The sequence below is a fragment of the Rhizobium sp. 18055 genome (assembly GCF_902706285.1).
Classification (GTDB): Bacteria; Pseudomonadota; Alphaproteobacteria; order Rhizobiales; family Rhizobiaceae; genus Rhizobium.
Map to the genome: position 1 here is coordinate 31,439 of NZ_CACSKD010000013.1, position 24,862 is coordinate 56,300.

General features: G+C 61.7%; 20 protein-coding genes. 14 read left to right on the top strand and 6 right to left on the bottom strand.

All coding sequences use genetic code 11. The annotated features are described in order from the left end of the window. Positions 1-55: 55 nt before the first annotated feature. Both mfd and GVL52_RS20300 read right to left on the bottom strand, forming a co-directional pair. Positions 56-3,562, bottom strand: coding sequence for a transcription-repair coupling factor (gene mfd / locus GVL52_RS20295; RefSeq protein ID WP_160010503.1), 3,507 nt, complete (start codon positions 3,560-3,562; stop codon positions 56-58). Further along, positions 3,562-3,876: a succinate dehydrogenase assembly factor 2 gene (locus tag GVL52_RS20300; RefSeq protein WP_160010505.1), complete on the bottom strand. Its 315-nt coding sequence runs from the start codon at positions 3,874-3,876 to the stop codon at positions 3,562-3,564. Before GVL52_RS20300 ends, mfd begins: the two co-directional genes overlap by 1 nt. A gap of 91 nt (positions 3,877-3,967) precedes the next feature. Between GVL52_RS20300 and recG the strand changes: the two genes are divergently transcribed. Then, positions 3,968-6,073: an ATP-dependent DNA helicase RecG gene (gene recG, locus GVL52_RS20305; protein WP_160010721.1), complete on the top strand. Its 2,106-nt coding sequence runs from the start codon at positions 3,968-3,970 to the stop codon at positions 6,071-6,073. Positions 6,074-6,141: 68 nt separating this feature from the next. On the opposite strand, the gene GVL52_RS20310 is transcribed toward recG, so the two are convergent. Further along, positions 6,142-8,013, bottom strand: coding sequence for a murein L,D-transpeptidase (locus GVL52_RS20310; RefSeq protein WP_160010507.1), 1,872 nt, complete (start codon positions 8,011-8,013; stop codon positions 6,142-6,144). A gap of 401 nt (positions 8,014-8,414) precedes the next feature. Here GVL52_RS20310 and fumC point away from each other — a divergent pair, with 401 nt between their 5' ends. The 3 genes from fumC to GVL52_RS20325 all read left to right on the top strand — a co-directional run bounded on the left by fumC (position 8,415) and on the right by GVL52_RS20325 (position 13,110). Next, the gene (fumC, locus tag GVL52_RS20315) at positions 8,415-9,806 is read left to right on the top strand and encodes a class II fumarate hydratase (protein WP_160010509.1); all 1,392 of its coding nucleotides are present in this window, start codon (positions 8,415-8,417) and stop codon (positions 9,804-9,806) included. Positions 9,807-9,997: 191 nt separating this feature from the next. Then, positions 9,998-11,605 carry a fumarate hydratase gene (locus GVL52_RS20320; RefSeq protein WP_160010511.1) on the top strand — a complete coding sequence of 536 codons (1,608 nt, stop codon included), beginning with the start codon at positions 9,998-10,000 and terminating at the stop codon, positions 11,603-11,605. 437 nt (positions 11,606-12,042) lie between these two features. Continuing rightward, the gene (locus GVL52_RS20325; RefSeq protein WP_160010513.1) at positions 12,043-13,110 is read left to right on the top strand and encodes a GGDEF domain-containing protein; all 1,068 of its coding nucleotides are present in this window, start codon (positions 12,043-12,045) and stop codon (positions 13,108-13,110) included. Positions 13,111-13,138: 28 nt separating this feature from the next. On the opposite strand, the gene GVL52_RS20330 is transcribed toward GVL52_RS20325, so the two are convergent. Both GVL52_RS20330 and GVL52_RS20335 read right to left on the bottom strand, forming a co-directional pair. Next, positions 13,139-13,750, bottom strand: a complete 612-nt coding sequence (locus tag GVL52_RS20330; protein ID WP_160010515.1) for a pyridoxamine 5'-phosphate oxidase family protein — start codon at positions 13,748-13,750, stop codon at positions 13,139-13,141. A gap of 143 nt (positions 13,751-13,893) precedes the next feature. Continuing rightward, a complete protein-coding gene (locus GVL52_RS20335; RefSeq protein WP_160010517.1) occupies positions 13,894-14,268 on the bottom strand; it encodes a gamma-butyrobetaine hydroxylase-like domain-containing protein in 375 nt (124 codons plus the stop codon). Positions 14,269-14,402: 134 nt separating this feature from the next. Here GVL52_RS20335 and moaA point away from each other — a divergent pair, with 134 nt between their 5' ends. From moaA to mobB, 4 genes are all read left to right on the top strand, one after another. Continuing rightward, complete coding sequence (gene moaA / locus GVL52_RS20340; protein ID WP_160010519.1) at positions 14,403-15,449, top strand: GTP 3',8-cyclase MoaA; 1,047 nt, start codon at positions 14,403-14,405, stop codon at positions 15,447-15,449. 180 nt (positions 15,450-15,629) lie between these two features. Next, positions 15,630-16,538 (top strand): DMT family transporter, encoded by a 909-nt coding sequence (locus GVL52_RS20345; RefSeq protein WP_160010520.1) that lies wholly within the window; start codon positions 15,630-15,632, stop codon positions 16,536-16,538. Beyond that, positions 16,538-17,185: a molybdenum cofactor guanylyltransferase MobA gene (gene mobA, locus GVL52_RS20350; RefSeq protein WP_160010521.1), complete on the top strand. Its 648-nt coding sequence runs from the start codon at positions 16,538-16,540 to the stop codon at positions 17,183-17,185. The genes GVL52_RS20345 and mobA overlap by 1 nt, the downstream gene beginning before the upstream one ends. After that, positions 17,182-17,703 carry a molybdopterin-guanine dinucleotide biosynthesis protein B gene (gene mobB, locus GVL52_RS20355; RefSeq protein ID WP_160010522.1) on the top strand — a complete coding sequence of 174 codons (522 nt, stop codon included), beginning with the start codon at positions 17,182-17,184 and terminating at the stop codon, positions 17,701-17,703. The genes mobA and mobB overlap by 4 nt, the downstream gene beginning before the upstream one ends. 50 nt (positions 17,704-17,753) lie before the next feature. Here mobB and GVL52_RS20360 read toward each other — a convergent pair whose 3' ends face one another. Continuing rightward, on the bottom strand, positions 17,754-19,802 hold the full coding sequence (locus GVL52_RS20360; RefSeq protein ID WP_160010523.1) for an OmpA family protein: 2,049 nt from the start codon (positions 19,800-19,802) through the stop codon (positions 17,754-17,756). A 322-nt stretch (positions 19,803-20,124) separates the two neighbouring features. Here GVL52_RS20360 and GVL52_RS20365 point away from each other — a divergent pair, with 322 nt between their 5' ends. The 6 genes from GVL52_RS20365 to GVL52_RS20390 all read left to right on the top strand — a co-directional run bounded on the left by GVL52_RS20365 (position 20,125) and on the right by GVL52_RS20390 (position 24,817). Next, positions 20,125-20,901: a transporter substrate-binding domain-containing protein gene (locus GVL52_RS20365; protein ID WP_160010524.1), complete on the top strand. Its 777-nt coding sequence runs from the start codon at positions 20,125-20,127 to the stop codon at positions 20,899-20,901. A gap of 109 nt (positions 20,902-21,010) precedes the next feature. Next, the gene (locus GVL52_RS20370) at positions 21,011-21,814 is read left to right on the top strand and encodes an ABC transporter permease (RefSeq protein ID WP_160010525.1); all 804 of its coding nucleotides are present in this window, start codon (positions 21,011-21,013) and stop codon (positions 21,812-21,814) included. Then, the gene (locus tag GVL52_RS20375) at positions 21,811-22,641 is read left to right on the top strand and encodes an ABC transporter permease (protein ID WP_160010526.1); all 831 of its coding nucleotides are present in this window, start codon (positions 21,811-21,813) and stop codon (positions 22,639-22,641) included. The genes GVL52_RS20370 and GVL52_RS20375 overlap by 4 nt, the downstream gene beginning before the upstream one ends. 160 nt (positions 22,642-22,801) lie before the next feature. Then, positions 22,802-23,068 (top strand): usg protein, encoded by a 267-nt coding sequence (locus tag GVL52_RS20380; RefSeq protein ID WP_160010527.1) that lies wholly within the window; start codon positions 22,802-22,804, stop codon positions 23,066-23,068. A 151-nt stretch (positions 23,069-23,219) separates the two neighbouring features. Continuing rightward, positions 23,220-24,038 carry a methyltransferase domain-containing protein gene (locus GVL52_RS20385; RefSeq protein WP_160010528.1) on the top strand — a complete coding sequence of 273 codons (819 nt, stop codon included), beginning with the start codon at positions 23,220-23,222 and terminating at the stop codon, positions 24,036-24,038. Between the two features lie 92 nt (positions 24,039-24,130). Next, positions 24,131-24,817, top strand: a complete 687-nt coding sequence (locus GVL52_RS20390; protein ID WP_160010529.1) for a glutathione S-transferase family protein — start codon at positions 24,131-24,133, stop codon at positions 24,815-24,817. Positions 24,818-24,862: the final 45 nt, after the last annotated feature.

The following is a 24,862-nucleotide window of genomic DNA, read 5'->3' on the forward strand; positions in this document are numbered from 1 at the left end:
GTAATGATGAGGTTCCGGACGGGAGGCGGCCAACCGCTTTCCGTCCGGAGCTGTTTCAGCCCTTCGCCATCTCCGCCAGCTGCGTCATGATCACCGCCGCACCCTGCAGCCGCTTTTCCGGCGTCGGCAGGTCGCGGGTCAGGAACACGCTGTGATCGGGGCGGATCTTCGCCATCGAACCCTGCTTGGCAATGTAGCCCACCAGATTGGCCGGGTTCGGGAACTCCTTGTGGCGGAACTGCACGACGACGCCCTTCGGGCCGGCATCCAGCTTTTCGACATTGGCGATCCGGCAGAGCGACTTCACGTAAACGATCTTCAAGAGGTGCTTGACCTCGATCGGCATCGGCCCGAAGCGGTCGATCATCTCGGCGCCGAAGGAATCGATCTCCTTCAGATCGGTGATCTCGCCGAGGCGACGATAGAGCGCCATGCGCAGATGCAGGTCGGGCACATAGGCTTCCGGGATCATGACGGAGGTGCCAACCGAAATCTGTGGCGACCAGCCGGTATCCTGGATCTCGTCCACGCCCTTCACCTCGGCCACCGCCTCCTCCAGCATTTGCTGGTAGAGCTCGAAGCCGACTTCCTTGATGTGGCCGGACTGCTCTTCGCCGAGCAGATTGCCCGCACCGCGAATATCGAGATCGTGGCTGGCAAGCTGGAAGCCGGCGCCAAGCGTGTCCAGCGACTGCAGCACCTTCAACCGGCGCTCGGCGGTCGCCGTCAGCACCTTGTTGACGGGCAGCGTGAACAGCGCAAAGGCGCGCACCTTCGACCGTCCGACGCGGCCGCGCAGCTGGTAGAGCTGGGCGAGGCCGAACATGTCGGCGCGGTGCACGATCAGCGTGTTGGCGGTCGGCACGTCGAGACCCGATTCGACGATCGTCGTCGACAGCAGCACATCGTAGCGGCCTTCATAGAAGGCATTCATGATGTCTTCGAGCTCGCCGGCCGGCATCTGCCCGTGGGCGATGGCGACCTTCAGCTCCGGCAGATCCGATTGCAGGAAGGCATGCACATCCTCAAGATCGGCCAGTCGCGGGCACACATAGAAACTCTGGCCGCCGCGATAATGCTCGCGCATCAGCGTTTCGCGAATGACCAGCGAATCGAACGGCGAAATGAAGGTGCGCACCGCCATGCGATCGACCGGCGGTGTGGTGATCAGCGACAGCTCGCGCACCCCGGTCATCGCCAGCTGCAGCGTCCGCGGGATCGGCGTTGCCGACAGCGTCAGAACGTGAATGTCGCTTTTCAGCTCCTTCAGCCGCTCCTTGTGCTTGACGCCGAAATGCTGCTCCTCGTCAATGATCAGCAGCCCGAGATTGGCGAACTGGATACCGGCGCCGAGCAGCGCATGGGTCCCGACGACGATATCCGTCTTGCCCTCGGCGATTTCCTTCTTAGTCAGCGCCAGCTCCTTGGAGCCGACCAGCCGCGAGGCCTGCTGCACCCGAACAGGCAGCCCACGGAAACGCTCGGAGAAGGTCTTGAAATGCTGGCGCGACAGCAGCGTCGTCGGCACCACGACAGCCACCTGAATACCGTTCATCGCCGCCACGAAGGCCGCACGCAGCGCAACTTCCGTCTTGCCGAAGCCGACGTCGCCGCAGACCAGGCGATCCATCGGACGACCGGCGCCAAGATCGCTGCGCACCGCCTCGATGGCCGTGTCCTGGTCCTCGGTCTCGTCATAGGGGAACCGCGCCGCGAACTCGTCATAGAGCCCCTCCGGCGTCGTCAGAACGGGCGCGTGGCGTGTCAGGCGCTCGGCGGCGATGCGGATCAGGCCATCGGCCATATCCAGCAGGCGCTTCTTGAGCTTGGCCTTGCGCATCTGCCATGCGCCGCCACCGAGCTTGTCGAGCTGCGCTTCCGTGCCCTCGCCGCCATAACGCGACAGAAGATCGATGTTTTCGACCGGCAGGAACAGCTTGGCCTCGTCGGCATATTGCAGCTCCAGACACGCATGCTGTGCGCCGGCCGCCTCGATGGTCCGCAGACCGATGAACCGGCCGATACCATGCTCGGCATGGACCACGACCGAACCTTCATCGAGACCCGCGACCTCCGAAATGAAGTCAGCGGCCCGCTTGCGGCGCTTGGAACGGCGCACCATGCGGTCGCCGAGAATATCCTGCTCGCCGATGACGACGAGATCGCCGGCCTCGAAGCCGGCTTCGAGGCTATAGACCGCCGCAGCCGCCTCGCCCTTGTCGAGACCGTTGATCTCCTTCAGCGCCGCGATCGGCTTGACGCGCTCCAGCCCGTGCTCGTTCAGAACCTGCAGCAGACGCTCCAGAGAGCCCTCGGTCCAGGCGGTGATCAGCACCTTGGCGCCGTTGGCACGCCGGTCGGCGATATGCTTGACCACCACGTCGAACACATTGATGCGCTCGGCATTGCCTGAAACCTCGGTGCTCGGCCGCGCCCAGCGCTCGCCCTGGCGCGCATCGAGGTTGACGACGCGGCGGGCCTCGCCCTCATGCTCGTTGAACGGGGTGATGCGCATGGCGTCGAACGCATCGAGCGTCGCCGCAAATGTCTTGCCGTCGAGATAGATCTGACCGGGCACCACGGGCTTGTAGGGCGTGCCCTGCGCCATCTGCCCCTTGACCGGCTTGCCGGAATTCAGCCGCGCATCGTAATAGTCGAAGACCAGCTTCGAGCGCTCTTCGGCCGCCTCGCGCACCGTGTGATCGGTGACGATGCGGAAACCCTTGAGATAGTCGAACACCGTCTCCAGCGTGTCGTAGAACAGCGGCAGCCAGTGCTCCATGCCGGGATAGCGGCGGCCCTCGGAGATCGCCAGATAGAGCGCGTCGTCGCGTGTCGCCGCGCCGAAGGTCGAGAGGTAGTTCTTGCGGAAGCGGCTGATCGTATCGGGCGTCAGCGTCACTTCGCTCATCGGGTTAAGCTCGAGCGAACGCACCTGCCCCGTCGTGCGCTGGCTGGCCGGATCGAAGCTGCGGATGCTCTCCAGCGTATCGCCGAAGAAATCGAGCCGCACCGGCTCCTCCGAGCCCGGAACGAAGACATCGAGAATGCCGCCGCGCACCGCATACTCGCCGACTTCGCGCACCGTCGCGACACGGTCGAAGCCGTTGCGCTCCAGCCGCCCGGCAATATCGTCCATCCTGACCTGGTTGCCCGGCCGCGCCGAAAACGCCAGCCCGTCGATCACCTCCTGCGGCGCCACCTTCTGCAGCAGCGCATTGACCGTCACCAGCACGATCGCCGCATGCGGCTTCTTCTGATAGGCGATCAGCCCGCTCAGCGCCGCCAGCCGTCGTGCCGAGGTGTCGGCGCTCGGCGAGACGCGGTCGTAAGGCAGGCAGTCCCAGGCAGGCAGCGTCAACACCGGAATGTCAGGGGCGACGAAGCTCAGCATCTGCTCCAGATCCGCCATCCGCTGGCCGTCCGACAGCACGTAGGCGACAGGCGCACCGGCGCGGGCCAGCTCGGCCAGCAGCATCGGCTCCATCCCGGCCGGCACATTGCCGATCGTCAGCGGCACGGACAGCGCCGTCAGCTTCTTCGCATCAAAACCTGATATCATCATGCATTCCTGGGCAAGGTATCGGCAGGGTATTCGAAATCGGGCTTGTAGGCACAGAGGCGCTCGAACATCGGCGTGTGGAAACGCTCAGGGACCGGCCATGTTCCCATGATCCAGCGCACCAGATCATTATCCTCCTCGGCCATGATCGTCTCGAACTCGTCGAGTTCGGCCTCGGAAAGACCGGCAATCTCCCGCTCGGCGAACTGGCCGAACACCAGATCCATCTCGCGAATGCCGCGGTGCCAGCAGCGGAACAGTATCCGGCGGCGGCGGGGATCGAGATCGGCGCTCGAGAGTGTGACACCTGTCATGGCAAAGCTTCCTGTTGATGCGCCTCTATAGCCGCTGGAAAGCGGCTTGTCAGCCTTGCCAAGACCGCATTGTTCGTCGCATTTTGCCGGCATGCGCCCCGCCATTCTCGATCCCCTGTTCTCATCGGTTTCCGGCCTGCCCGGTGTCGGCCCGAAGATCGCCGACCTGCTCGCCAAGCTCTTCGGCCGCGAGACGCCGGAGGATTGCCGTGTCGTCGACCTGCTGTTTCACGCCCCGCATTCGCTGATCGACCGGCGCAACCAGCCGGGCATTGCGCGCGCGCCACAGGGCGCGATCGTCACCATCACCGGCCGCGTCGATCGCCACCAGCCGCCACCGAACCGCAAGAGCAACGTTCCCTACCGCGTCTTCCTGCACGACGAGACCGGCGAACTGACTCTGGTGTTCTTCCGCGGTCAATCGACATGGCTGGAAAAGCAGCTGCCGCTCGATGAAGAAGTGACGGTCAGCGGCAAGGTGGACTGGTTCAACGGCCGCGCCTCGATGGTCCACCCGGATTACATCGTCAAGGCAAGCGAGGCCGAAAACCTGCCGCTGGTCGAGCCTATCTATCCGCTAACCGCTGGTCTGTCGCCGAAGACGCTGCGCAAGATCATCGAAGCGGCCCTGCCGAAGACACCGCAGCTGCCGGAATGGATCGACCTGACGCTCGCCGACAAACAGGGCCTGCCGTCGGCCTTCGACGCCTTCCACATGCTGCACGAGCCGCACGATACATCAGATATTGACCCGCAGGCCCCCGCCCGACGCCGTCTCGCCTATGACGAGTTCCTGGCAGGCCAGCTGTCGCTGGCGCTGGTGCGTCAACGTCTGCGCAAGGTCGCAGGCCAGCCGGTGCATGCCACCGGCGTCCTCAGCCAACAGATCCTCGAAGCCCTGCCGTTCACGCCGACCGGCAGCCAGACCGAAGCGGTCGCCCAGATCCTCAAGGACATGGCCGGCGAGGACCGCATGCTCCGGCTGCTGCAGGGCGATGTCGGCTCCGGCAAGACGCTGGTGGCGCTGATGGCGATGGCGGCAGTGATCGAAAGCGGCGGACAGGCCGTGCTGATGGCGCCGACCGAAATCCTTTCCCGCCAGCACCACGCAACGATCTCGAAATACACCGCCGCCGCCGGCCTCGGCATCGAGGTCCTGACCGGCCGCACCAAGGGCCGCGAGCGCGACGAGATTCTGGAACGGATCGCCTCAGGCGAGGCGCAGATCGTCATCGGCACCCATGCGCTGTTTCAGGACACCGTCAACTACAAGAACCTGATGCTCGCTGTCGTCGACGAACAGCACCGCTTCGGCGTCCACCAGCGCCTGCGCCTCACCGCCAAGGGCATCACCCCGCACATGCTCGTGATGACCGCAACGCCGATCCCGCGTACGCTGGTGCTCGCAGCCTTCGGCGACATGGACGTCTCCAAGCTCACCGAAAAGCCCGCCGGCCGCAAGCCGATCCAGACGATCACCATCCCGACGGAGCGCATAGGCGACATCGTCGGCCGGCTGAAGAGCGCTCTGGCCGAGGGCAAGAAAGCCTATTGGATTTGCCCGCTGGTCGAAGAGTCCGAAGAGAGCGACCTGATGTCCGTCGAGGAGCGCCACGGCACGCTGGTCTCAGCGCTTGGACCGGGCATCGGCCTCATCCATGGCCGGATGAGCGGCGCGGAGAAAGATGCCGTGATGATGGCGTTCAAGTCAGGCGATATCCGCCTGCTGGTGGCGACAACCGTCGTCGAAGTCGGCGTCGATGTGCCGGATGCGACGATCATGGTGATCGAGCATGCCGAACGCTTCGGCCTCGCCCAGCTTCACCAGCTGCGCGGTCGTGTCGGCCGTGGCGACGAGGCCTCGACCTGCATCCTGCTCTATCGCGGACCGCTTGGCGAAACCGGCCATGCGCGGCTGACGATCATGCGCGACACAGAAGACGGTTTCAGGATTGCCGAGGAAGACTTGAAATTGCGGGGCGAAGGCGAGCTTCTGGGAACGCGACAATCTGGAACGCCGGGCTTCCGGATTGCCAGCCTCGAAGCGCATGCCGATCTGCTTGAGATTGCCCGGAAGGACGCCGCCTACCTGATCGAGCGCGATCCGGACCTGACGTCCGAACGTGGCGAAGCGGTGCGCACCCTGCTCTATCTGTTCCGCCGCGACGAAGCGATCCGCTTCCTCCACGCCGGGTAACCACCGATCCATCCGGACCGGCCGTTTGAAAAACGCTGCGCGACCGAATGGCCGCGCAGCGTCAAAACTCAGATCTGCGCGCCGCGCGACTTCGTCGTGGCGTCGAATGCCTTCTGGACGTAAGCGTCACGGTCGTAAACATCGTTGAAATATTGAACGACGCCGTTCTTGTCCGGCCATGCCGTGAAGTAGGAGATGTAGATCGGGAACTTCTGCGGCACCTGCACCGCATGGTTCTTGCCGGTGGCGATCTCCTGGCCGATCTTCTCGACCGTCGTGTTCAACACCGCCGCTGCCATGGCGCGCGGGTCTGCAAGACGCACGCAACCGTGGCTCAGCGCACGCATGTCACGCTTGAAAAAGCTCTTCGATGGCGTGTCGTGCATGTAGATGGCATGCGCGTTCGGGAACAGGATCTTGAGCTCGCCCAGCGCATTGTCACCGCTCGGTGGCTGGCGCACGGAGATGTTCGAGGTCGAGCCATACCAATCGACGGACGAAGACGGAACGGCGCGACCGTTGACGGCCACTTCATAGCCCATGCGATCCAGATAGTTCGGATCGGAGCGCAGCTTCGGCAGCATCTCGTTGATGATGATCGACTGCGGAACGCCCCAGAACGGGTTGAACTCGACGGTCTCGATCTGATCCTGGAAGAAGTTGGTCTGGTGCGTCGGCTGGCCGACGACGACACGCATCGACAACTGTTCCTTGTTGTCGTTGTGGTAGTAGACCATGAAGGCAGGCTGGTTGATGAAGACGTAGCGCGAGCCGAGGTCGGCCGGCAGCCAGCGGGCCTGCTCCATGGCGACGATCAGTTTCTCGATCTTCGAACCATTGCTGTCGCCGCCGGTCATGACGCGAACGGTTGCCTGGCCGATGATGCCGTCAGGCTTCAGGCCATGTTCCTTCTGGAAGCTCTCGACGAGAGACACGATCTCCGGCGAATAGTCGCTGCCACCGGTATAGGCAGCCAGCGTCGCCGCATTCTCGCTCTTCAGCGCAGCCGAGCCGTGCTTGCCGATCGCCTTGACGATATTCGGGATCTCCGACGAGGTTTCGCCGGGATGAAGAACGCCGGCGAGCGCAATATTGATCGGCTGCTCGGCATTGCCTTCGCCCTTCAGCTTGGCAAGCTCGGCCTGCAGCGCCACGAACTGCGGGCCGGCAGGCGTGCGGCTCGAAAGATACGCACCGACATCCGGGCTCATCCGTGCCAGCTTCAGCACCGGATCGAGATTGACCGTCTTGCGGACGAAATCATGGTAGCCCGAAAGCTTGTTCGGGTCGATGCGGCCGCGAACCGTGTCCTGCACATAGGCGAGAACCTTGGCCGAGAGCTGCAGTTCGAACTGCGTCAGCGCGCGGTCGCGCATGACTGGATCGGGATTGGCAGGATCGACGGCAGGAACCTCGACCGCATAGTCGGCCGGATCGAGACCGACGGAGCCTGCGCTGGCGAGGAAGCCCATCGCAGCCTTGGCGCGATCGTTGACCTCGGTACCCGTCAGCCAGACCAGCTGGTTCTTGGCATCGCCGTAATAGCTCTCAAGCGCCTTGGCCACCTCGACAGGCGCACGAACCTTGGCGTCAGCAAGGTAGCGACGCTGCACGGACGGCGTCGCATCGCTCGGCGTGCCGACAGCTGCCACCGCACCCGTCACAACAGGGTCGGTGAACTTTTCAGTATCGACGAGACGCATCGCATCCGGCTTGTAGGTGTAATAGGTCGGCGAAGACACCTTCGGCAGCGGCGCATTGGTATTGACCTGCGGCGGCAGAACTTCAGGGGTCGGATTGATGATGGTGCTCTGGGTGCGGGCGCGATCGCCGCGGATCATGTCCATCAGCGTATACGCATGCGCGGGTGCGACACCCATCGCTGCCATGCCGCAGGAAAGTGCCAGTGCGGAAACCGCACCTTTCAAGAAGAATGTCATGCTTTTTCCAGTCCCAGTGTCATGCTGTCTTCGGTCATGGGCTTCGCCCAGCTCAAAACTCTAAATCGTCCGGCGCCAGCCGGTGCATGGCAGAAACGGGCCGCCACCGCCAGCCTCGAAGAGTTCACTCTTCCGTAACGTAGCAAACCCGCCGCCTTGCTCCAGTTCACACAAAATTATGAAATTATTGGTTAATTTTTTACTTTATTTTCGATTGCCGACACAGTCCTCCAAAAGGCGTTGCTTGATAAAAAACCGGTCGTGGCCAAAAAACCACGTATAGCGTCCGGCGTAACATGATTGTGCCGTTCATATTTTTCGTCCGTGCTGTTTTCTTCCCGCCGTTTCAGACCTATAAGACCGCATCTTTACAGCCGCTTACGCGAAAGAAAGGCATGGTCATGACCTCCAACCGGATTGAAACCGATACGTTTGGCCCGATCGAAGTGGGCAACGACAAGTATTGGGGCGCCCAGGCGCAGCGCTCCCTCGGCAATTTCAAGATCGGTTGGGAGAAGCAGCCGCTGTCGATCGTGCGTGCGCTGGGGATCGTCAAGCAGGCCGCCGCCCGTGCCAATATGGCCCTTGGCCAGCTGTCGCCGGAGATCGGCAACCCGATCATTGCCGCCGCACAGGAGGTCATCGACGGCAAGCTCAACGACCACTTCCCGCTGGTTGTCTGGCAGACCGGCTCCGGCACACAGTCGAACATGAATGCCAATGAAGTGATCTCCAACCGGGCGATCGAAGTGCTCGGCGGCGTCATGGGCTCGAAGAAGCCGGTGCATCCGAACGACCACGTCAACATGAGCCAGTCGTCGAACGACACCTATCCGACCGCCATGCATATCGCCTGCGTCGAACAGATCGTCCATCACCTGCTGCCGGGCCTGAAGCACCTGCATGCGGCGCTCGACATGAAGGTCACCGAGTTCAGCCACATCATCAAGATCGGCCGTACCCACACCCAGGATGCGACGCCGCTGACGCTTGGCCAGGAATTCTCCGGCTATGCCGCGCAGGTCGGCTCGGCGATCGCCAATATCGAACTGACGCTCCCAGCGCTGTCGAAGCTCGCACAGGGCGGCACCGCCGTCGGCACCGGCCTGAACGCGCCGATCGGCTTTGCCGAGAAGGTCGCCGAAGAGATATCAGCAATCACCGCCCTGCCCTTCGTCACCGCGCCGAACAAGTTCGAGGCGCTCGCCTCGCACGACTCGATGGTCTTCGCCCACGGCGCCATCAATGCGGCCGCGACGGCGCTGTTCAAGATCGCCAACGACATCCGCTTCCTCGGCTCCGGCCCGCGCGCCGGTCTTGGCGAGCTGTCGCTGCCGGAAAACGAGCCAGGCTCGTCGATCATGCCGGGCAAGGTCAACCCGACCCAGTCGGAAGCCCTCACCCAGGTCTGCGCCCACATCTTCGGCAACAATGCGGCGTTGACCTTCGCCGGCAGCCAGGGCCATTTCGAGCTCAACGTCTACAATCCGATGATGGCCTACAACTTCCTGCAGTCGGTACAGCTGCTCGGCGACGCCGCCGTCTCCTTCACCGACAATTGCGTCGTCGGCATCGAAGCGCGCGAAGACAATATCCGCAAGGGCGTGGAGAACTCGCTGATGCTGGTCACAGCGCTCAACGGCAAGCTCGGCTACGACGCCTGCGCCAAGATCGCCAAGACCGCCCACAAGAACGGCACGACCCTGCGCGAGGAAGCCGTCGGCGGCGGCTACCTGACCAACGAAGAGTTCGACCAGTTCGTCCGCCCGGAAACGATGATCGGCCCGAAGTAACTCGCAAGGCGGTCGGCAAGCAACGCTGGCCTCAATCATCGACACCGTCACGGCACCGTCGCAGCCCCTGCGGCGGTGTTTTTGCGTGCATTCTTGAGCGTTTTTCGAAGGTTTTAGAATGATTGCAATTGGCATAATGCGCGCATAGACCGTCTGCGATTTCCATTCCGGTCCGCACGAAAGGCCCTTCGATGGCTGACGATCTCTACCCTCTCGGCAAAGACAACACCCCCTACCGCAAGATCAGCAGCGACCATGTCTCGGTCGACAGCTTCAAGGGACAGGAGATCCTGACCGTCGAGCCCGAAGGCATCCGCCTCCTGGCCGAAACCGCCTTTGCCGACATCAACCATCTGCTGCGCCCGGGTCACCTGAAGCAGCTCGCCTCGATCCTCGATGACCCTGAAGCCACCGACAACGACCGCTTCGTCGCCTATGACCTCTTGAAGAACGCCAACATCGCCGCCGGCGGCGTGCTGCCGATGTGCCAGGATACCGGCACCGCGATCATCATGGGCAAGAAGGGCCGCCGCGTCTGGACCGAGGGGGAGGATTACTCGGCTCTCGCCAAGGGCGTGATGGACGCCTACGAGAAGAAGAACCTGCGCTACTCGCAGCTCGCCCCGATCAAGATGTTCGAGGAGAAGAACACCAAAAACAACCTGCCGGCGCAGATCGACATCTACGAGGAAGGCACCGACGCCTATAACTTCCTGTTCGTCGCCAAGGGCGGCGGCTCGGCGAACAAGACCTTCCTCTACCAGGGCACACCGTCGCTGCTGACGCATGACCGGATGATCGACTTCCTCAAGGAGAAGATCCTGACGCTCGGCACCGCAGCCTGTCCCCCCTACCATCTCGCCATCGTCATTGGCGGCACCTCGGCGGAGATGAACCTGAAGACGGTGAAGCTTGCGTCCACCCGCTATCTCGACGAACTGCCGACCGAAGGCTCCGAAGCCGGACATGCCTTCCGCGACATCGAGATGGAAAAGGAAATCCACAAGCTGACGCAGCAGATGGGCGTCGGCGCCCAGTTCGGTGGCAAGTATTTCTGCCATGACGTCCGCGTCATACGCCTGCCGCGACACGGCGCCTCGCTGCCGATCGGTCTCGGCGTCTCCTGTTCCGCCGACCGCCAGGCCAAGGGCAAGATCACCCGCGACGGCATCTTCATCGAGCAGCTGGAAACGGATCCGTCCAAGTATATGCCGGAGATCGACGAGGCTAAGCTATCGGAATCGATGGTTCGCATCGATCTCAACCGGCCGATGGCGGATATACTTGCAGAACTCAGCAAGCATCCGGTGAAAACCCGCCTGTCGCTGTCAGGCACCATCATCGTCGCCCGCGACCTCGCCCACTCGAAGATCCGCGAGCGGCTGGAAAACGGCGAAGGCATGCCTGACTACATGAAGAACCACCCGGTCTATTACGCAGGCCCGGCCAAGACCCCTGTTGGCTACGCCTCCGGCTCCTTCGGCCCGACAACCGCCGGTCGCATGGACAGTTATGTCGATCAGTTCCAGTCCTTCGGCGGCTCGATGATCATGCTCGCCAAGGGCAACCGCTCACGCGCGGTGCGCGAAGCCTGCAAGACCCATGGCGGCTTCTATCTCGGCTCGATCGGCGGGCCTGCCGCCCGTCTGGCCCAGGATTGCATCCGCAAGGTCGAGGTGCTCGAATATCCGGAACTCGGCATGGAGGCCGTCTGGAAGATCGAGGTCGAGGATTTTCCGGCCTTTATCGTCACCGACGACAAGGGCAACGACTTCTTCCAGGAATTCAACCTCGGCTGATCGCCATCGATGCACCAGCCCGATCAGCCAGTTGCGCTGCCGCCCACCGCAGCCGGCAGCGCGACAAGATAGCAACCGGACGCTGTATGTCCGTCGGCCCGTCAGGGCCGGCGGCAGCTGGTTGCGTGCAATTTTCACAAGATCATCGTTTAAAAATGACATACGCCTGGAGCCAGGCAGGCGATATCAGAAAGGTTGCATACAACCGTCAACCGAACAGAAGCCCGGCAGAATTTAAAGAACTTTCGCCCCGGACGCGAATGCACATTTCTGGTTCATGTAGATTCCTGTATAAATTTCATATGCATAAGAAGAAGACATCAGGATTCGATAAAATTCACATGTAATCTCTGGTATATCCAACCTTAATCATTTCCAAACAATTGTAGCGTAAGAAATAAGAGACTGCTTTTGATACCCATTAGAGGAGTGGCCGGATGACGACGGCTGTAGCGCCAAAGACGCAGGTTCCCGATGTAGCGAGCCAGATTACTTTCGCGATGCGCTCCATGGGCGTGGCTCCAATTCCGCGCAATTACGAACTCTTCTACGAAGCCTATATCGGCTCCAATCCGGCGCTGACGCGCGACCTTGCTGCGCTGGGAAATCAAGCGACCCAGGAAGAACTGGACGCCATAGGAGCCCAGCACTTCAACCACGGCTCAGGCCGCGCCTTCGACGAGGCACACACGCGCATCACCAGCGAACTTGAATCGGTTATCCGCGTCCTCCGGCAGGAGCAGACATCACTGGAAAGCTATAACCGGCTGCTCGGTGAGACCTACAGCCGGATCAACTCGAAAAATACGTCGAGCGCTGACCTGATACAGAACGCACTCGACCTGTTGACGAAGGCAACGGGCGACACGATGGCGCATGGCGAACGCACGGTTGAGGACGTCGTCCAACGATCGAACGAGATGGACCAGGTCCGCAGGGAACTCGATGAGTACAAGCGCATCGCCAACACGGATTCGCTGACGCGCCTGTCGAACCGCCGCGCCTTTGATGATCGTCTTGCCGCCGTCTTCAACAATCCGGCGATGCGTCCGATCACGGCACTGGTTTTGGCCGACATCGACAACTTCAAGAAGATCAACGACACCTACGGCCATCCGGTCGGCGACAAGATCCTCGCCACCGTGGCCTCGGTCATCCGCGCCAACGTCCGCCGCGATGTCTTCGTCGCCCGCACCGGCGGCGAGGAATTTGCCCTCATCATCGAAGGCAACACAGCCGAGGAAGTGATGGCTATCGCCGAGCGCATCCGCCGGACGCTCGAAGCAACGCCCTTCAAGAATTCCCGCACCCGGATCAACTACGGTCCGGTGACCGTCTCGGTCGGCATCTGCATGGCATCCAGCGCAGAAGACGCCGGTGAACTCTATCACAAGACCGATGTGGCGCTCTACGGCGCCAAGAATTCCGGCCGCAACTGCACTGTCCTGTTCGAAGACGGCATGCAGAAGGAATTCACCAAGAGCTGGCTGATCTACAAGGGCTAAGCGTCGGCGAGACAGCCCGAAGCCATTGTCACCACATTGTCTTTGCAGCCCGGCCGGGCCATTCTCGATCGTAGGTTTCGTCATCGAAATCCTCGGTCGCGGCCTTCAGCATCAGGCCCGGCGTCGGCAGGTTTTTCGGATCGACAAAGTTGTCAGGGTTCCAGAGTTCCGAGCGGATCAACGCCCGCGCGCACTGGAAATAGACCTCGTCGATCGTCACCACGATCACCGTGCGCGGATGCTTGCCATCCATCTCGAAGGAGGCGAGCAGCGCCTCGTCGTTGGAGACCACGCCGCGACCGTTGATACGCATCGTTGTGGTCGATCCCGGAACGAGAAACATCAGCGCCAGCCGTGGATCGCGCACGATGTTCGATAGCGAATCGACCCGGTTGTTGCCGCGCCAATCCGGCATCTGCACCGTCTTCTCGTCGATCACCCGCACAACGCCGCCAATGTCGCCGCGCGGCGAACAGTCCAGCCCCTCCGGCCCGACGGTCGCCAGCGCCACGAACGGCGAGGCCTCGATCATCTGCCGGTAAAGCGGCGTCAGATAGCCCGTCACCTTCGCCACCGATGCCTGCGTCAATCCACCGGCGTAAATGGCCGCCAGTTCTTCTACCGTTTCAATGATTTTCATGATCGCTCTGCCATGGTCTTCTCAACGAAAATTAGCCGCCTAACATGACGCCACAATGACGCTTGGCGCTGCCCGGCGAACCGGGGCCGCGTCGCGACCGGTGTATCGTGGGTTCCCATCCGCGCACTCAACGGGGCATCGTCTCAGCGCGGCTTTTCGGATGTATCCCGGTTCATGCCCTTTTCCTGCAGTTCACGCTCATAGGCGGCAAAAAGCGCTGCGCCGCCCTCGCCGAGTTCACGCAGATAGGCCCATGTGAAGATACCCGTGTCGTGCATGTCATCGAAGCCGATCCTGACCGCATAGTTGCCGGTCGGTATCATTGAAATGATCGCGACATTGCGCTTGCCGGGCACCGTCAGCTTCTGGCCGGGCCCGTGCCCCTGCACCTCGGCTGACGGAGACAGTACGCGCAGCATCTCGGCCGAAAGCGCAAAGCTTTGCTCGTCGTTGAAGGTGACGACAAGTCGCTGCCGATCTTTCGATACCTTCAGTTCCGTCGGCCAGATGTCGCTCATGGTCAGGCTCCTCTTCGGTTCGAGGAGTAGGCAATGCGCCTCATTGAGGCAAGTTCAATTTAACGTAAGCACGTCGCCTCTTGCTTGACGTTGCGCCGGCCAGTACGCACATTAGGTCAGGATTGGAGAAAGTGTTGAACAGCAAGGTCGGACCCATAGCCAACGCCACCCCGCTTGTGGCCGATGCGCAACCGATGATCGACCCGTTTCAGCGGGCGGTCACCTATCTGCGCGTCTCGGTGACCGACCGCTGCGATTTCCGTTGCACCTATTGCATGTCCGAGAACATGAACTTCCTGCCGAAGAAGGACCTCCTGACGCTGGAGGAGCTGAACCGTCTCTGTTCCGCCTTCATCGCCAAGGGCGTGCGCAAGCTGCGGCTGACCGGCGGCGAGCCGCTGGTGCGCAAGAACATCATGTTTCTGGTGCGCGAACTCGGCAAGCGGATCGGCTCCGGCCTCGACGAACTGACGCTGACCACCAACGGCTCGCAGCTCGCGCGCTACGCCGACGAGCTTTATGATTGCGGCGTCCGGCGCATCAACGTCTCGCTGGATACGCTCGATCCCGACAAGTTTCGCCAGATCACCCGCTGGGGCGACTTCCACAAGGTCATGGAAGGCATCGAGGCGGCGCAGAAGGCCGGCCTGCAGATCAAGCTCAATGCCGTGGCGCTGAAAGACTTCAACGATATCGAAATGCCGGAGATGATCCGCTTCGCGCATGGCCGCGGCATGGATCTGACCGTGATCGAAACCATGCCGATGGGCGAAATCGAGGAAGACCGCACCGATCGCTACCTGCCGCTATCCAAGCTGCGCGCCGATCTGGAAACGCAGTTCACCATGAGCGAGATCGGCTATCGCACCGGCGGCCCTGCCCGCTATGTCACTGTGAAGGAAACCGGCGGTCGTCTTGGCTTCATCACGCCGATGACCCACAATTTCTGCGAAAGCTGCAACCGCGTCCGCCTCACCTGCACCGGCACCCTCTACATGTGCCTTGGCCAGAACGACGCGGCTGATCTGCGCTCGACGATGCGGGCAAGCGAAGACGACGGGCTGCTCTTTGCCGCCATCGACGAAGCGATCTCGCGCAAGCCCAAGGGCCATGATTTCATCATCGACCGCACCCACAACCGCCCTGCCGTCAGCCGCCACATGAGCGTCACCGGCGGGTGACCATTCCCGGGGTCAATGGTGCCGCCTGGAACGCACCAGCCAGACCGATCATTCCGCCATGCATTAGCAACGTCGAATTTGTGCGCCGCGCAATCGAATTATGACGGATGTGGCTTTCATTCGATTCCAATGATCATCATTCGGCTCTACAAGGGCGCGGGATGGAATCGGAAGCTCTTTATGCCGCGGTCAAGCAATACTCAGGGTGCGATCTACATGACGATCGCCATGGCGGCCTTTTCAGCGGGCGACGCTCTTTCAAAATCAGTAATTTCAGAAATGAATGCCGGTCAGATCATGTGCATGCGCGGCGTGATCACCAGTGTACTGGTCTATCTGATCGCACGCCAGATGGGCGCCCTGCGCTCATGGCGGATCATTCTGAAACCCATGGTCGCCATTCGCGTCCTCTGTGAAATCCTGGCTGCCGTCACCTACATCACCGCTTTGGGCATGATGCCGATCGCCAACGCGTCGGCCATTCTGCAATCGCTGCCGCTTGTGGTCACCTTCGGCGCCGTGCTGTTCTTTGCCGAACCGGTCGGCTGGCGGCGCATGCTCGCCATCCTCGCGGGTCTCGTCGGCGTGATGATCATCGTGCGCCCCGGCGCGGATGGTTTCACGCTGGCGGCACTGCTCTGCATCGCAAGCGTGCTGGCCACGGCCGGACGCGATCTGGCGACCCGCAGCGTCGACCCTGACATACCCTCGCTGATGATCACCGTCATCACGGCAATATCCGTATCGCTGTTCGGCGCCATCCTGGCACCCATGCTCGGCGGTTGGCAGACCGTCAGCGCCGTATCGTTCTCGCACATCGGGCTTGCCGCGGTTCTGGTGCTGATCGGCTACCAATGCATCATCGTCGCGATGCGCACCGGCGATATCTCCTTCGTGGCGCCGTTGCGCTATACCAGCCTGATCTTTTCGGCGCTGCTCGGCTGGATGTTCTTTGCCGAAGTGCCAGATAACTGGACGGTGATCGGCGCCGCCATCGTCATCCTATCCGGCCTCTACACCTTCTATCGTGAGGCCAAGCGCCACGGGGCCCAGGTCGCACAGCAATCAGAACCGAGAACACCAGTCTGATGTCGAAGACAAGCACAACAGAGTTCACGCTCGATCGCTCCAACATCCCCGGCGTCATTCTCGCAGGTGGACGCTCCTCGCGCATGGGCCGCGACAAGGCCGCGGTGACGCTGGCCGGCCGCACGTTGCTCGACCGCGTGGTCGAGCAACTGACACCGCAGGTCGCGTCCGTGGCCATCAACGCCGATACCGCCCCCGATCACTGCAGTTGGACGTTTATCCCAGACATCATTCCCGGCAAGGCCGGACCGATGGCCGGCATCCACGCCGCCATGGTTCATGGCGCTGCATTGCCATCCGTCACCCATGTCGTCACCGTATCGGTCGATAGCCCATTCTTCCCCTATGATCTCGTCGATTGGCTGGCAGGCGTGATCGATGGACCTCGGAAGATCGCCATCGCCACCTCGGAAAGCCGCAGCCATCCGGTGTTCGGCCTGTGGCCGGTTTCGCTTGCAGATGACCTGGCGACCTGGATCGCGACCGATGAAAAGCGCCGGGTACGCGACTTCCTGTTGCGGCATGACGTGACCGAAGTGGCGTTTCCGCTGCGCCCGACCCGGGCGAGCCTTCTCGACCCGTTCTTCAACGTCAACACACCGGATGATCTGGCTGAAGCAGAGCGCTGGATCAAGGTGATGGCATGAGCGAGCGGCCAAGGATCTTTGGCATCTCGGGATGGAAGAACTCCGGCAAGACCGGCCTTGCGGTGCGGCTGGTCGAGGAATTTACCCGCCGCGGCTATCGCATTTCCACCATCAAGCACGCCCACCACGATTTCGACATCGACAAGGTCGGCGCCGACAGCTACCGCCATCGCCAGGCCGGTGCCCATGAAGTGACCATCGTCTCCGGCACCCGCTACGCCATCATGCACGAGTTGCGCGGTGCCGCCGAGCCGACATTCGAGGAAATCCTCGCCCGCATCGCCCCCTGCGACCTGGTGCTGATCGAAGGCTACAAGCGCGAGCCGATCCCGAAGATCGAGGCCCGTCGCCTTGAAGCGGCAAACCGCGAACCTTTAGCACCCGGCGATCCCAACATCGTCGCCATCGCCGCCGATCACGCGATCAGCGAAGCTACCCTGCCCGTCTTCGACCTCGACGATACCGGCGCCATTGCAGACTTCATATCGAGGACAGTGGATCTACCACCCATAAACTGAAGAAGCCGCCGATCGCCCGGCGGCTTCTTCGATGATGCTGTCGCTATCGCTTACTTGCTCGAAGCAACCGGCCTTACCAGCGCCGTCACCCGGCGGATGGTGACGCGGCGGTTTTCCTGCTCCGGCCCCTGCGTATTGACCTTCAGGTAGCGCTCGCCATAGCCCTGCGTCGCCAGGTTTTCCGGTGGAATACCGTAGACGTCGCTCATCACGTTGGCGACCGATTCCGCACGCTGGTCCGACAGGATCAGGTTGCTCTGGTCGGAACCCACGGCATCGGTGTGACCTTCGATCAGGAAGGTTTCCGTCGGATCCTTCTTCAGCACCTCGTTGATCGCGTCAGCCACCTTGCGCATGCTGCGCGCCTGGCTCATCGGGATCTCCGCGCTGCCGGTGGCAAAGGTCACCGTATCCAGATCGATACGACGAACCTTGTCGCGGATACGCGCCGAATACTTCACTTCGTTCAGCGAATAGACGCGCTCGACCGGCTCGACCGGCGGCTCGCGCAGGAAGTCGTAATAGTCGCGGTCGTCGTCGTTGCTGGTGTCCATGATGTAGTCCTGCAGCGGAATGCGCAGGCGCATCGGCGGCAGATCGGCACCCGGGTCCTCGAAGTAGTCGCGATCCGGATTTTCGGACAGATCAGGCGTGTAATAAAGCACATGCTCGCGACCGCGATTGTCGATCCGCGAACGCTGGATGATGTCGCCGTAACGGTTGCGGACCGTCACGATCTGGTAGCCGTCGCGATCGATAGTTTCGCGATAGCGATCACGCTGCAGCTGCTCGTAAACCGGCCGCTCGCCATCGCGCAGGAAGCGTCGGTCGTCGTCGCCGCGAACATAGGTCTGGTTGTTGAACTGGATGATCACGCGGTTGTCGTCGCCACGCTCACCGAAACTCGCACCGTCTGGACGCGCAAACTGCGGACGCCGATCGAGACGTTGTCCCTGCTCGCTGGTGATCGCCTCGATCTTGACGGGTGCCGGCTTGGCGCCACCGGGTGCTGCCAGCTGCGCATCGGCGTCCGACTTCGGCACGCGCACCTGCTGCTCCGCACCGCGCTGCTTGTCGCGGTCGCGGCGCGACTGCACACCGCCGGAGCGATCCGCGTCCTTGTCGCTGTCAAGGACGGCCGCACCATTTTGAACCGGGAGAACGACGGTCTCCGTGCTCTTGGCCGGATCGGCGGCGATTTCCTTGCGGCGCTCGATTTCCTGCGGTGTGACCTTCTCAGGCGCCGGGATCGGTTGCTCGGCCTGTGCTACAGGCGGCTGGCCTGCTGGTACACCGTCCGGCTGGGCCGGAGCGACCTCGCCTTGCTGCTGGGCCGGCGCTTCGCCCGGTTTTGCGGGCGGCTGAGCATCGGCAGGCTGTTGCGCCTCCGGCTCGGCCTTGGGAGCTTCGGCGGCAGGTTTCTTCTGCGGCTTGGCCGGCTGTTCGGCGCCGTCGGCAGGAGCGGGCTTGCCGTTCTTGCGCGGCGGCTTCTGTTCCTCGGTCTGCGGTGCGGCCTGTTCAACCTGTGGAGCGGCCTGCTCCGCAGGCTGCGGCGGCGCGGCTTCTTCCTGCTGCGGCTGCTTGTCACGCTTGCTATGGCGCGGCTTTTCGGCCGGCTGCTCGGCAGTCGGGGCGGCGGCATCGGGCTGCTGCTCGGCGGCAGGCTGCTTCTGCTTGCGCGGCTTTTCGGCGGGCGCCTCCTGCTGGGCAGGGGCTTCGGCCGCGGGCTTTTCGGCCGGCGCTTCCGGCGCCTTCGGTGCCGGCTCGGCGGCGGGCGGCGGCGGTGGCGCTTCCGCAGGCGCTTCGGCCTTTGGAGCAGGCGGTGGCGGCGGAGCCTCGGCAGCCGGTTCCGGAGCCTTAGGCGCCTCGGCAGGTGCCTGCTTCTGCTGCTCTTCCTGCTGTTCGCGCTGCTTTTTCAGCAACTCTTCATCCGAAGGCGCGTCCTGCGCCACCTCGAAGCTGCCATCGGCGGACTGAGCTGCCACCCGGGTCTCTTCAATGCTTGGTGCTGCCGCAAGGACGTGTGCCGCAGGCAGCACGAGCGAAAGGGACAGTAGCGGAAAGGCCGCGCTGGCAAACAATCTGGATTTCATTCCCATAGGGTCTCCTCATTTCCTGTTTATTTTTCGACGCGTTCTGAGCGGCGTCTCGTCACGGCACGCAAATCGGCGTTCCTAAACAGACGGCGCCGGGATTCGTTCCGCCTGTCTTAGGAACTGCCCGATTAACCCGGTCTGAATATGACGGTTTGCGAAGGTTCATCTTCGTCATCGTTTGCAACGCACAATCCCTCTGCGAATCCAGTTGCAATCTGCGCAAAAAAGGTTTGATTATCGCCCCAAGGCGTTGCAAAGCAGCGTCCTGCTTCATGCTGCCATAAAATAAAAGGATGGCATGCGGTAACCAACAGAGAGGACTCACATGCATATTTCCACCCGTTTTCTCGCAGCCGCCTCGATCGCCGCGATGTCTCTTTTCGCGGGCTCGGCCATGGCCGATGGCGAGAAGTATGTCATCGGTACGGACTCGACCTACCCCCCCTTCGAGTACGTTGATGCCAGCGGCCAGTTCCTCGGCTTCGACATGGACATCGCCCGCGCGCTCTGCACACAGATGAAGGCCGACTGCACCATCGTCAGCAGCGACTGGGACGGCATCATTCCCGGTCTGAAGGCCAAGAAGTTCGACATGATCGTCTCATCCATGTCGATCACGCCGGAGCGCTCCAAGCTCGTCGACTTCACCAACAAGTACTACAACACGCCGCCAGCAGTTGCCGTGCCGAAGGATTCAACCGTCACCGACGTTGCCGGCCTGAAGGGCAAGACGATCGGCGCGCAGACGTCCACGACGCACTCCAACTACGCTGAAAAGCACCTGCCCGACACCGAACTGAAGCTCTACCCGACGGCTGACGAGTACAAGCTCGACATCGCCAACGGCCGTGTCGATGCAGTCATCGACGACGTCGTGGTTCTGTCTGAGTGGGTCAAGTCGGATGCCGGCGCATGCTGCAAGATCCTGACGACGCTCCCCGTCGACAAGGAAATCAACGGCGTGGGCGCAGGCATTGCCGTTCGCCAGGGCGATCCGCTCCGCGAAAAGCTGAACACGGCGATCGCCGCAATCCGCGCCGATGGCACCTACAAGAAGATCCAGGACAAGTATTTCGACTTCAACGTCTACGGCGACGAATAATCCTGTAGGCCACTAACAAATGCGATGGCGGAAGGCTTGCCCTTCCGCCATTTTTGTTTGACAAAGGATGCAAGATCAAAGCGGCAAAAGCCGCGAGGGGAAACTTGGCATGGGCGGATTGTCTTCCGCGCTGGGCTCGCTTTGGGCCTGGATTGGATATGTGTTTGATCCGCTCTGCGGACCTGCCGGCATTTTCACATGGCTCGGCCAATCGACGATTCTGGCCTGCGGCGACACCGGCTGGGGCGACGAAATCGCCGCCGGCCTGAAGGTCACGGTCTCCGTTGCCGTCGTCACCCTGCCCATCGGCCTGCTGATCGGCTTCATCGTGGCGCTCGGCCAGCAATCGGAAGAAAAATCAGTCCGCCTTGCCGCCGGTATCTACACCACGATCTTTCGCGGCCTGCCGGAACTGCTGACGCTGTTCATCATCTACTACGGCATGCAGATGCTCATCCAGGCTCTGCTGGCATGGGTCGGCTATGAAGGAACCGTCGAGATCAACGCCTTCTTCTCCGGCGTCATCGCGCTGTCGGTCGTCTTCTCCGCCTATTGCTCGGAAGTGCTGCTGTCTGCCTTTCGCGCCATCCCCAAGGGCCAGTACGAAGCTGGCGACGCTCTCGGCCTGCACCGCGGCCGCACGATGATGCTGATTGTCATGCCGCAACTCGTCCGCATCGCGCTTCCCGGCCTCGTCAATCTCTGGATGATCCTGCTCAAGGACACCTCCTATGTCTCGATCATCGGCCTCGCTGACGTGCTTCGCCAGACCGGCGTCGCGGTAAAGGTCACCAAGCAGGCCTTCCTGTTCTACACCTTGGCCTGCGGCATATATCTCGGCCTTGCGATCATATCCTCGTTTGGGCTGCGCTATATCGAGCGCTGGGCAAAGCGCTCGGAGATCCGCCGATGAGCCATTCGGAGGTTCTGATCCCGCCGCAGCCGGCACCCAAAGACTTCGGCAAGCCTTTGAGCTTCGCGCGCGTCATGGGCTGCATCGTCGTCGGGCTGTGGATCGTGCTCGCGGTCGGCCTTGTCGCCATGATCATCAGCGGCTGGGATATCGGCAATTTCACCCGCTACGGGCCGCGTTACCTGCACGGCCTGATGACCACCATTACCCTTGTGGCCATATCGGTCGTTTGCGGCGCCATCCTGTCGCTGCCGCTCGCTTTTGCCCGCATGTCGAAGAACAAGATCATCAACGGGCTCGCCTTCTGCTACGTCTACGTGTTCCGAGGCACGCCGCTCCTGGCGCAACTCTTCCTGATCTACTACGGCCTTGGCCAGTTCCGCCCGCAACTGGAATCCGTCGGCCTCTGGTGGTTTTTCCGCGAGGCGTGGTACTGCGGCCTGTTTTCGATGACCATCAACACCGCTGCCTATCAGGCCGAAATCCTGCGTGGCGCCATCGAAAGCGTACCGCGCGGACAGCATGAAGCCGCATCCTCGCTCGGCATCCACAAGGTCATCGCCTTCCGCAAGATCGTCCTGCCGCAGGCATTGATCGTCGCGCTGCGCCCCTATGGCAACGAGATCATCCTGCTGATCAAGGGGTCTGCGGTTGTCGCCATCATCACCGTGCTCGATCTGATGGGCGAGACCCGCTATGCCTTCTCAAGAACCTTCGATTACCAGACCTATCTCTGGGCGGCGATCTTCTATCTCATCATGGTCGAGGCGCTGAGACATTTGTGGGACTGGATAGAACGACGCTTGACGCGCCACCTGAAGCGCTGACCAACCTGGTAGCACTCCCTTAAGACTGCTGCCAAACCATTGAAAATAAACAGGCAAATTCCTTTTACTGGCATTTCCGCAAGCTTCGGTTAATCATGACGTGGTTCCATTTCAGTTGGCGCTCATAAGCGCCGAGTGGGAACAAGAAGCGAGACGCCAAATGCACAAGGAAATGGAAAAGCAGCTTCGCGGCTACGGCCTGACAACCGCCCAGATCATCTACCGCATGCCCGATCATCAGGCGATCCTGCAGACCTACATCTGGCAGGACTACGACCTCGCACCGGATTTTCCCGAGATGCGCGGCTTTCTCAAGTTCTGGCAGGAAAAACTCGACGGCCCGCTGCACTCGGTCCGCTATATCCACCGCAGGCTGATTTCGGCCACGGAATGGCGAGCACTGAAGGGCGAGTTCATCATCAACTAGCCCGCGACGACGGACCCGTCAGGCACACCAAATCCCCTTGCCGAACGCGCCGCCAACGGGTTCGCGCTGCAACGCGCCATGAACGTCACCATTGCAAAACCCCTCCACTCGCCTTAGAGGCTGGGGCAAAGATAGAACAGTGGTGAATGATATGGCCAAGAAGATCGACGAAGAAGCCCTCGCGGAAGCCTATAACCGCGCCCTCGAACTCGAAAAATCGGGCGACGTGGACGCAGCCGTGAAAGCCTACGAGGAAGTACTCGCCATCGATCCCGAGGATCACGGCGGCGCCTCCGTGCGCATCGCTGCCATGGGCCGCGGCGAGACGCCGGCCAAGGCGCCTGACGCCTATGTCGAAACCCTGTTCGACCAGCACGCCGAAGTCTTCGAAGACGTTCTCGTCGAGCAACTCGGCTACCACGTGCCGATGCTGGTCCGCCAGCGCCTGCAGGCGCTCGACCTCGGCCCGTTCAAGCGGCTGCTCGATCTCGGCTGCGGCACCGGCTTGACCGGCGGCACATTGCGCGACCTCTGCGAGGAAATGACCGGCATCGACCTCTCGGAAAACATGGTCGAGATCGCTCATGAGAAGGATCTCTACGAGACCCTGTTCGTCGCCGAAGCCGAAGACTTCCTCGACGACAACGACGAAGACCCGTTCGACATCATCACCGCCACCGACGTCCTGCCCTATCTCGGCGGTCTCGAGCCGCTGTTCTTCGGCGCCGCCGAAAACCTGGCGCCCGGCGGCCTGTTCATCTTCTCCTCGGAAACTCTTCCAGAGGCGACGCTCGCCGGCCGCGCCTACATGGTCGGCCCCCACCAGCGCTTCGCCCATGCCGAAACCTACGTCCGCGAACGCCTCGCCGCCACCGGCTTCGAAATCGTCGAAATCACCGACATCAACGTCCGCATGGAAGACGGCCAGCCGACGCCGGGCCATTTGGTGATTGCAAAACTGGCACAATAGCCATCAAGAGATAACGACTTGTCGTTTATCCAATGACATGCTGATATTGAGCCATTCGGATCGGGTTCCGAATGGCTCGAAAGACCAGTCTCATGACGCTCATCCTTCATCAGCATCCGCTTGCCTCCTTCTGCCACAAGGTTCTCATCGCGCTCTACGAGAGCGACATACCGTTCGAGGCGGTGCTGGTCGATCTCGGCGACGAGGCGGCACGCACGGCTTTCCTTCAGATCTCGCCGCTCGGCAAGATGCCGGCGCTGCGTGACGAAGCGCGTGATCGCACGCTGTTCGAGACGTCCGTGATCATCGAATATCTCGATCGCTACTACCCCGGCTCTCCACGCCTTCTGCCAGAGGATTTCGAAGCAGCGCTGGATGTTCGCCTGTGGGACCGTTTCTTCGATCTCTACGTCCAGGAGCCGATGCAGCAGATCGTCAGCGAGCGGATGCGGCCTGATGGCAGCGAGGCCCGCGCCGATCAGCACAGAGCAGCGCTTGGCCGCTCATACGCTGTCATCGAAAAGAAGCTCGACGCTACGGGATGGGTCGCCGGCCAGACTTTCACCATGGCCGACTGCGCCGCGGCACCGGCCCTGTTCTACGCCGAAACGCTAGTCCCCTTCGGCAACGAATACCCGAAGCTCGCGACCTACCATGAGCGCCTGATGCAGCGCCCGTCGGTTGTCAGGGTGCTGCAGGAAGCCATGCCCTATTTCAAGTATTATCCCTACAGAGAGAGGTTGCCTGTGCAATTCAGGCCGGACGCCGCAGACAGTTGATCCGAAGCCGCACTGGCACTGGCCTTGGCCTTGGCACTGGCATTG

Excerpts from the sequence above, each read along its gene's own strand:
- GVL52_RS20335 (WP_160010517.1), bottom strand. The coding sequence starts at position 14,268 with ATGAGCGACATCTGGCCGACGGAACTGAAGGTATCGAAAGATCGGCAG.
- GVL52_RS20310 (WP_160010507.1), bottom strand. The coding sequence starts at position 8,013 with ATGACATTCTTCTTGAAAGGTGCGGTTTCCGCACTGGCACTTTCCTGC.
- GVL52_RS20345 (WP_160010520.1), top strand. The coding sequence starts at position 15,630 with ATGCCGCGGTCAAGCAATACTCAGGGTGCGATCTACATGACGATCGCC.
- GVL52_RS20390 (WP_160010529.1), top strand. The coding sequence starts at position 24,131 with ATGACGCTCATCCTTCATCAGCATCCGCTTGCCTCCTTCTGCCACAAG.
- recG (WP_160010721.1), top strand. The coding sequence starts at position 3,968 with ATGCGCCCCGCCATTCTCGATCCCCTGTTCTCATCGGTTTCCGGCCTG.
- fumC (WP_160010509.1), top strand. The coding sequence starts at position 8,415 with ATGACCTCCAACCGGATTGAAACCGATACGTTTGGCCCGATCGAAGTG.
- GVL52_RS20375 (WP_160010526.1), top strand. The coding sequence starts at position 21,811 with ATGAGCCATTCGGAGGTTCTGATCCCGCCGCAGCCGGCACCCAAAGAC.
- GVL52_RS20380 (WP_160010527.1), top strand. The coding sequence starts at position 22,802 with ATGCACAAGGAAATGGAAAAGCAGCTTCGCGGCTACGGCCTGACAACC.
- mobB (WP_160010522.1), top strand. The coding sequence starts at position 17,182 with ATGAGCGAGCGGCCAAGGATCTTTGGCATCTCGGGATGGAAGAACTCC.
- mobA (WP_160010521.1), top strand. The coding sequence starts at position 16,538 with ATGTCGAAGACAAGCACAACAGAGTTCACGCTCGATCGCTCCAACATC.
- GVL52_RS20360 (WP_160010523.1), bottom strand. The coding sequence starts at position 19,802 with ATGGGAATGAAATCCAGATTGTTTGCCAGCGCGGCCTTTCCGCTACTG.
- GVL52_RS20330 (WP_160010515.1), bottom strand. The coding sequence starts at position 13,750 with ATGAAAATCATTGAAACGGTAGAAGAACTGGCGGCCATTTACGCCGGT.
- GVL52_RS20385 (WP_160010528.1), top strand. The coding sequence starts at position 23,220 with ATGGCCAAGAAGATCGACGAAGAAGCCCTCGCGGAAGCCTATAACCGC.
- GVL52_RS20325 (WP_160010513.1), top strand. The coding sequence starts at position 12,043 with ATGACGACGGCTGTAGCGCCAAAGACGCAGGTTCCCGATGTAGCGAGC.
- GVL52_RS20365 (WP_160010524.1), top strand. The coding sequence starts at position 20,125 with ATGCATATTTCCACCCGTTTTCTCGCAGCCGCCTCGATCGCCGCGATG.
- GVL52_RS20320 (WP_160010511.1), top strand. The coding sequence starts at position 9,998 with ATGGCTGACGATCTCTACCCTCTCGGCAAAGACAACACCCCCTACCGC.
- mfd (WP_160010503.1), bottom strand. The coding sequence starts at position 3,562 with ATGATATCAGGTTTTGATGCGAAGAAGCTGACGGCGCTGTCCGTGCCG.
- GVL52_RS20370 (WP_160010525.1), top strand. The coding sequence starts at position 21,011 with ATGGGCGGATTGTCTTCCGCGCTGGGCTCGCTTTGGGCCTGGATTGGA.
- GVL52_RS20300 (WP_160010505.1), bottom strand. The coding sequence starts at position 3,876 with ATGACAGGTGTCACACTCTCGAGCGCCGATCTCGATCCCCGCCGCCGC.